Raw genomic sequence first — 7,356 nt, 5'->3', positions numbered from 1 at the left:
AACTTCTTCTTTAGAACAAATATTATTGTTATTATTATTATTTATCTTTTCTTCTAAATCTATTTTTTCTTTTTTTATTTGTTCAAGTTCTGATTGAATTTTAATTATTTTTTCTTGAAGTTCTTTTTTTCAAGTTCTTTTTTATTATTTTCTAAAAGTTCTTTTTCTAAATCTTTTTGTTTTTGTTCTAAATCTTTAATTTCTTTATCAATTTTAGCTGCTTTATCATAATCAGCATCTTTTACAAATTGTTCTTTTTCTTTAATTAAATTATTTTTATTATTTTCTAATTCACTTAACTTATCTTTAATTTCTTGACTATTAGTATTATTATTATTTATTTTTGCTTCTAATTCTTTAATTTGTTTATTCTTTTCTTCAATATTTTTGTTTAATTTTTCAATTTCTTTCATAGATTTATCATTATTATAGTTTAGAAGTTGATCCATTTTTTTATTAATTGTTTCACAACATTGACTATTATCATTTTTTTCATTAGATTGACAATTATCAATTTTTTCATTTATTTCTTTTAATTGTTCTTGTAAAATTTGACAATTAATTAAATGAATCTTATTTTTTTCTTCTTCTTTTATTAAAATTTCCAATTGTTTTTTAACACTATTGATTTGTTTTTCAATAGCTTCTTTTTCTTCTATATTAGCTTCTAAGTCCTCTAATGACTCTGGATCATTTTTAATATTTTGAATTTCTTTTTCCTTTTCTTTTAATTTCTTTTCAAGTCTTTCTAATTTCTCTTTTAATAATTCAATTTTAGGATTAGGCTTTATTTCATTATTATCTTTTTCATTTAATTGTTTTTTTAATTTTTCAATTTCTTTATTAGCTTCTTCTAATTTAGATTCTACTTCTTCTTTAGCCTTACTAGTTTCATCTAATTTAGATTGAACTTCCTCTTTTTCTTGAGTAATCTTTTCTAGTTGCTTTTGTAAATCTTCTACAGAAATATTTTCTTCATCACTAGTATCCATTAATTTTTCTCCTTCTATATATGTTAAAAATAACATTTTTTATAATCTGATTTTTAATTAAATTTAAAAATAAAAAATATCAGAATAGTTCTAATTTATATTAGTGGTTTCCTTGTACCAATATTAAGATTCATCAAAAATATAATTTTTCTAACTTTATTTAATATAAACAATTGTAAATTTAAAAAAGTATAAAATAATATTGAATTATATGGTATTTTGATTAAATCCCAATTTAAATTTATAATTGAAAAAATAAATATACAATAAAAAAAGTACTTTAATTTACTAAAATACTTTTTTCTGATTTATTAAATTTCAAAATCATATAATTATATAATATAGAAATATTATTATACATTTATTATATACTGTTTTTATATAGTAAATGAGCGTGGCTTTGAAAGAAGTGATTGTTCATCAAACTCTGTTTTAAGAATTGAACTACTAATTCCATTATCCAAAGAATTTGTAGACTCACAATAGTTATTGAATGTTCCATAGTTATTTCTTGGTTTAGTAGTAGATCCAAAATTACTATTTACTTTCTGCTCTTCAACAGCATCAAAAAAGATTTCATTTTCTTCATCATTTTTAAAATTTCATTCTTCTTCATTACATAATTGTCCAATAACACTAGAAAATTCTTCAATACTTTCTAATTCACTAAAAACATCTACTAAACAAGAATCATTAATAGAAGATTGACATGATGTTACTGATTGTTCAATATTACCATTATTTTGTTGATAACCAGTTCATCTTTTAATAGTATCTATAACAGTACTCAGTTTTGGAAGAAATGGTATTCCTTCTTTATTAACCATACAATTAAGTAAAGATGAAACTAGAGAAAGAGTTATACCACCAATAACTTTTGGAGCATCTGTTGACAGTTTTTTTCAAGTAAATTCTTGCTTAGATATATAATTCTCAGTACCTCATGTTATAGCCATTGATATTGGTGTTATAAAAAATAATGATAAAATATTTTTATAAAAAAAATTACTATTTTCATCAATATTTTGTTCACTATTAAGAAGTTGATTTTCTATATCATTAATATTGTTATTAAATAATCTTTTAACTTTTTCTCAACCTAATTTTATTACTTTTTCTATCCTAGAAATGATTGCACCATGAAAAGTCATATTTAACACATAACTAGTAAATTCAATAGTTGTCTGTCCAAGAATTTCCATTGAAATTCAATTATCTAAAATATTATTAGAAGCTCTATCCAAAATTACACCAGAATAACTTAAAAATAATAAGAAAGGAATAACTTTTATTATTTCTTTTCCTACATTAATATTATTTTCATTGTTTTTTCATTTATCTATAACTCAATTTTCAATATTTTCGATTGAACCAAAAATAAAAGGTTCAATAGCTGTATCAAAACCAATAAGTATACCACTAAATATCAAACTATCCTTAATAGTTTGTCAATTTCATGGTGTTTTAGCAACAGTAGTACTAATTATCATTTGAGCAGTGATATTACCAGAAAGAGCAACAATAAAAGTAATATTTTTACCTAAAAGTTTAGTTATTTTTGATAAATATTTGTTTTCTCTAATAGCAGTTTCTTCAAAAATAGATATTGTACTACTATTAGATATGCTAGAAAAATCACCACTTGAACCTAATAAACTTATTGCACTATCATCAGACATTCTACGAATATTAAGATTTTGATTACCTGTAAATAAAGGAGACATTTTAAACACTTCTTTCATATATAATAATAATTTTCTTAAGTTGCTACTTTTTTAAAATAAAAAGTAGTATCCAGTAATATAATTATTACGTGAAACTACTTCTTTTAGTCGCATATATTATTTAACCTAAAAAGGTATGAAAAAATAATAGCATGTGTTTTATAACTTGTCTATATTTTTTTTAATTTTTTTAATACAAAATTAGTTATAAAAGTAATTTTTATTATTAATTTTTATCTTTTCAAAAAGCAACTAAAAATTTATTAATTAACTATTAGTAGTAAAAATAAAAGTTAAACCTTCATATTTATTACCAAAAGCAATATCCTTTGAATTTTTACCCTCTAATCCAATTTTTATATAATCATAATATTTATCACCAAATTTTTTATTGCCAGTAATAGCAATAACATTACTATAGCCGCCAGCATTTAACAAATATGGTTTAAAATTATCAAAAGTTAACCAAGTAAAGGGTTTTTTTGGAATAAAATTTAATAATGGAACTAAAATATTACCAAGTAAAGGGTTTTTCACTTCTTCAGAAGGAATTCACTCTTGAAATAATTTTCAAAAATTTTTAGCTTTATCTGAATTATTTCTTAAATATTGTTCTTTTTGATTTTTTTCTTCCCTTTTAAAAGTAGCACCAGCAGTAACTAAGTCATTATAAAATCCACCACTGTCTTTTTTGTTAATTGATAAATATTGTGTTCCATTAACTAATGGTTCTAATTTTTCATTTATATAATCTTGTAATGGACTAAAATTAGCATCAAAACTACAATCTTTTACCGTAGAATTATTATAAACAGCTAAATGAATTTTAATATTAGTAGTACTAATTTTTTTTATTTCATCTTGACCATTAGTAATTTCATAAGTAATATTACTAAAATCTTCTGGAGCAGTATTAAACAAGTCACTAATATTGTCTTCAATTAATTTTTTAAAATCAAAAACATGAGTTTTATTTTCGGGTTTTAAAAAATTATTAAAATTGGGATAAGTATTATTAGCAATTAAATTTGCAGCATCTTCTAATAATTGCTGATAATCAACTGATGAATTGTGAAAAACATCACATGCACTAATATTAATACTAGTAATACTAGTAAATGCAAAAACACTTATAATTTTTAATATTTTTTTCATAATAAACTTCCTTAGATAATCACTACTTTTTTAGTATTATCTTCAAATTTTTCTTTTTTGTATTAATAATTCTATTTTTAATTTGTGAAATTTCATCGCGGTTTGTTATTTCATAAAATAAATGATAATAAATATATTTCAACTCACTAACTTTAATATTTTGTTTTTCAACAAATATTAGAAATTGATAAATTTCATGTAAAAGTTCAAATATTTTATTTTTTTCTTCATTAGTTAATACTTTTTGTTTTAATTCATTTCGAATAATTAATGGTGCTTCTTTAACAAATAGAAAATCACTAATGATATTTTTATAATCTCAATTATAAAATATTTTAAAATCATCAACTTTGGTTTTAACATTTTTAATATTATTTAAAATAGTTTTAACATCATTTTTAACTAAACTTTGAATGAAGACTGCTAATATTAATGCTAAAGAACTAGCGGGAATAAAGTACTTTAAAACTTGATCAATGTTAATAGTACCCTTAGTAAAATTCAAAATTGAATTTTTTACAATTAAATATAAAACTTCAAAACCTAAAATAATAAATAATGATCGTTTTTCTATATCTTTTCATCAAGGATTACCAAGAATCTGATTTTTTTCTTCTAATATTTTTTCTAAAATAATATAAATAATAAAATAACAAAATCAATAAGTTAAAACAAATAATGTGGTAAAAACATTAGTAAAACAAAAAATATAAGTAATGTTTCTAGCAACATTTAATACTAATAAAGCTTTAAAAATAAAAAAATTATTTTCAAAATTTGAAATTACCTTATATTTATTTTCAATATATTTTTTCATTCAACATCTGATTTGAATAAATATTAAAGTATTACTTGCAATACAACTACTAAAAATGGCAATATATAAATAAGTTTTTAAAGTAATAATAGTTTCATCAGTAATACTAGCATTATTAAAAAAATCAAATGTTAAAATTTTATTAAAAATACTACTTTTAACTTCTCATAAAATTGCACAAATAATCAAACAAATTGTTAACAATATTCATAAGATCGTCTGCATCAAATATTTATTGTTAAATCATTTTCAACTTGATTTTAATAATTGATAGTTATTCATAATTTTATCTACCTTATTTTTAAATTATTATTATAATAATTGTAAGCTATTAACTCACATTTGTGCTTGCGTTAAATTTAAAATATCTTTACTAATCATTGCTAATAATTTATTAATAAACTTTTCAAGATTAGTAGTAGTGGGTAAAACCATCAATTTGCCTTTTCCATCATTATAAGGATTTTTTCCTAATTCATATTTTCAACTTAATGTTAATTGTTCATTTTCTATGTGAATAACTGGTAAATCCTTATTTCCTAAACTATAAGCAAATTCATTAAGTAAATTCATTACTTTTGGTTCTAAAATTAATCTTAATTTAATTTGATTATCACATTTTACTTCAAATAAATCTTCAAATAAATGTGATTCTAATTGAACTTTCTTTTTACTACGAAATTTTTTTGAAAATATATTACGTGGTGTTAATGTCATTGTAAAATTATTATTCCTAATAATAGTTGTATAATAAACAAAACGTGCATAATAACAAGTAATTTTTTCTGTTTCAATAACTTGAGCAGCACTATTATATCCAGAACTTGTCTCATACATAACTTTTTGGTTAATGATACTTCCATAGTTAAAATTTTGACCATTAATACTTCCTATCATTACTTGTTCGCAATAATTATAATAATTAGGTTGTTCATCTAAAGGTAAATTACCTTGTGGTTCAATTGTTCAATAATCACTAATAGTTGTTAAATTCATTTGTGAATTATTATCTTTAATAACTCATTGATAATAGTTAATAATTGGTAATTCTTCTATTAATTTTTCATGAATTTTAGTTTTTAATACAAAACTCTGCACTAATAAAAAGCATCCAACAATGAATCCAATAATACTAATAATGGTAAATGGTTTTTTAATAAATGATGATTTGTTAATACCAATACTAGCACCAATAGCAATTAGAGCAATAATGGTAGTAATAATTCATAAACTAATTCATAAACGATTATTTATTAATTTAATTCATCAATGATTACTACTATTATTATAGTCAGTATGAATATTATTAACAATCTCATTTACAACCTTTGGTGATAAACTATGTTTCATAATTATTCCATTCTTTTTTAATTCTTAATATAGTTTATAACTAATTTTGTTTTATAAAAAAATAGAAAAAGACTAACTATAGATGTAATAATCTATTTAAAAGTCTAAAAACCTACTATTATAAAACTAATTACATTATAACATATATATTATTAGTTTTTTTCTAAAAAATCATTAATTTCAGTAATATTAACAGGTGCATTTTGTGGAGGTTTACCTGCATTACCACCATGCATATATTTTGCAGGAACTGCTACCATAAAAACTTTAGGATCGATTCGAACTATTTTTGTTTTAAAAAAATTATATTCTAATAATGACATTGTTGTCATCATCATTTTATATTCATTACCTGAATACAAACCTTTCACGTTTCAAACATTACCACCACGTAAATAATTATTTCGATAAATATCATTACGGATTTGCTCTAATTCATTAGAAATAATAAAGACACTCATCAACATATATTTTGGATAAACTCTATTCATAACAAAAGCTGCTACATAAATATAAACAAGCGTTGACATAAAATAAGGTCTAACTAAAAAATTATCAACAAGACTAGTTTTCTGTAAAAAAGTTCCATCAATAATTAAAACAATAACAACAATAATAATATTAGTATTTCTAATAATAGTAGCAATTGAATATTTACGTTTCATAGAAATATAAGTACTAATAAAATCCATACCACCACTAGATCCACCAGTTTTAAATAAAATACCAATACCAGCACCATAAATTAATCCACCTAAAGCAGCAAAAATAAAAGTACGTGGTAAAACTAAGTGCCAATAATCTGTAGTACCTTTTAATGGCTCATTACCTAAAACTTGAAAATTTTTAAGAGCATCAATTGCTGTTAACAAAAAGTTAATTCCATTTTGAAATAACAAATAAATGATAGTATAAAGAGTAAAACGAAATCCAACCTTGAATAATCCTCAAATAATGATAGGACCATTAATAAGAAAATATACTGGATAAAATCAAAATGCTTGCGTTGTTTCTTGTTCAGTAATACTGCCATTATAAGATAAGGCAATAAATTTAGCTATTAATTGTGCAAAAGCTGATAAACCATTAGTATATAAACCAGCACGATTAATAAAATAAAAAAAGGAAACAGTTGTTAAAAAAGCACCAATAAAAATTAATAATAAATTTTTAGAAGTTATTTTTCAATTAAAGTTTTTTCATGAAGAATGGATCTCTTGTTTAACACCAATATTTTTAAAAGTAAAGGCATCAACAATTAACGGTGGCTCTTTATCTTTATTTTTTGCTTCTGAATTATTGGACATATTAAACTCCT

The 7,356-nt window shown here is 21.6% G+C and carries 6 protein-coding genes; all 6 read right to left on the bottom strand.

Going from position 1 to position 7,356, the window contains the following annotated elements:
• Window positions 1-104 precede the first annotated feature (104 nt).
• On the bottom strand, window positions 105-992 hold the full coding sequence (locus tag M0D11_RS01015; protein ID WP_252319212.1) for a coiled-coil domain-containing protein: 888 nt from the start codon (window positions 990-992) through the stop codon (window positions 105-107).
• A 377-nt stretch (window positions 993-1,369) separates the two neighbouring features.
• Complete coding sequence (locus M0D11_RS01010; protein ID WP_252319209.1) at window positions 1,370-2,716, bottom strand: hypothetical protein; 1,347 nt, start codon at window positions 2,714-2,716, stop codon at window positions 1,370-1,372.
• A gap of 267 nt (window positions 2,717-2,983) precedes the next feature.
• Window positions 2,984-3,871, bottom strand: a complete 888-nt coding sequence (locus tag M0D11_RS01005; protein WP_252319208.1) for a hypothetical protein — start codon at window positions 3,869-3,871, stop codon at window positions 2,984-2,986.
• Between the two features lie 22 nt (window positions 3,872-3,893).
• The gene (locus M0D11_RS01000; RefSeq protein WP_252319207.1) at window positions 3,894-4,970 is read right to left on the bottom strand and encodes a hypothetical protein; all 1,077 of its coding nucleotides are present in this window, start codon (window positions 4,968-4,970) and stop codon (window positions 3,894-3,896) included.
• A 30-nt stretch (window positions 4,971-5,000) separates the two neighbouring features.
• Window positions 5,001-6,038 carry a DUF3137 domain-containing protein gene (locus M0D11_RS00995; RefSeq protein ID WP_252319206.1) on the bottom strand — a complete coding sequence of 346 codons (1,038 nt, stop codon included), beginning with the start codon at window positions 6,036-6,038 and terminating at the stop codon, window positions 5,001-5,003.
• A gap of 152 nt (window positions 6,039-6,190) precedes the next feature.
• Window positions 6,191-7,345 carry a YitT family protein gene (locus M0D11_RS00990; protein WP_252319203.1) on the bottom strand — a complete coding sequence of 385 codons (1,155 nt, stop codon included), beginning with the start codon at window positions 7,343-7,345 and terminating at the stop codon, window positions 6,191-6,193.
• Window positions 7,346-7,356 lie beyond the last annotated feature (11 nt).

The sequence above is a fragment of the Spiroplasma endosymbiont of Lariophagus distinguendus genome, assembly GCF_023846195.1.
Taxonomy (GTDB): Bacteria; Bacillota_I; Bacilli_A; order Mycoplasmatales; family VBWQ01; genus Spiroplasma_E.
This window is presented reverse-complemented; position numbering and strand designations above follow the sequence as displayed.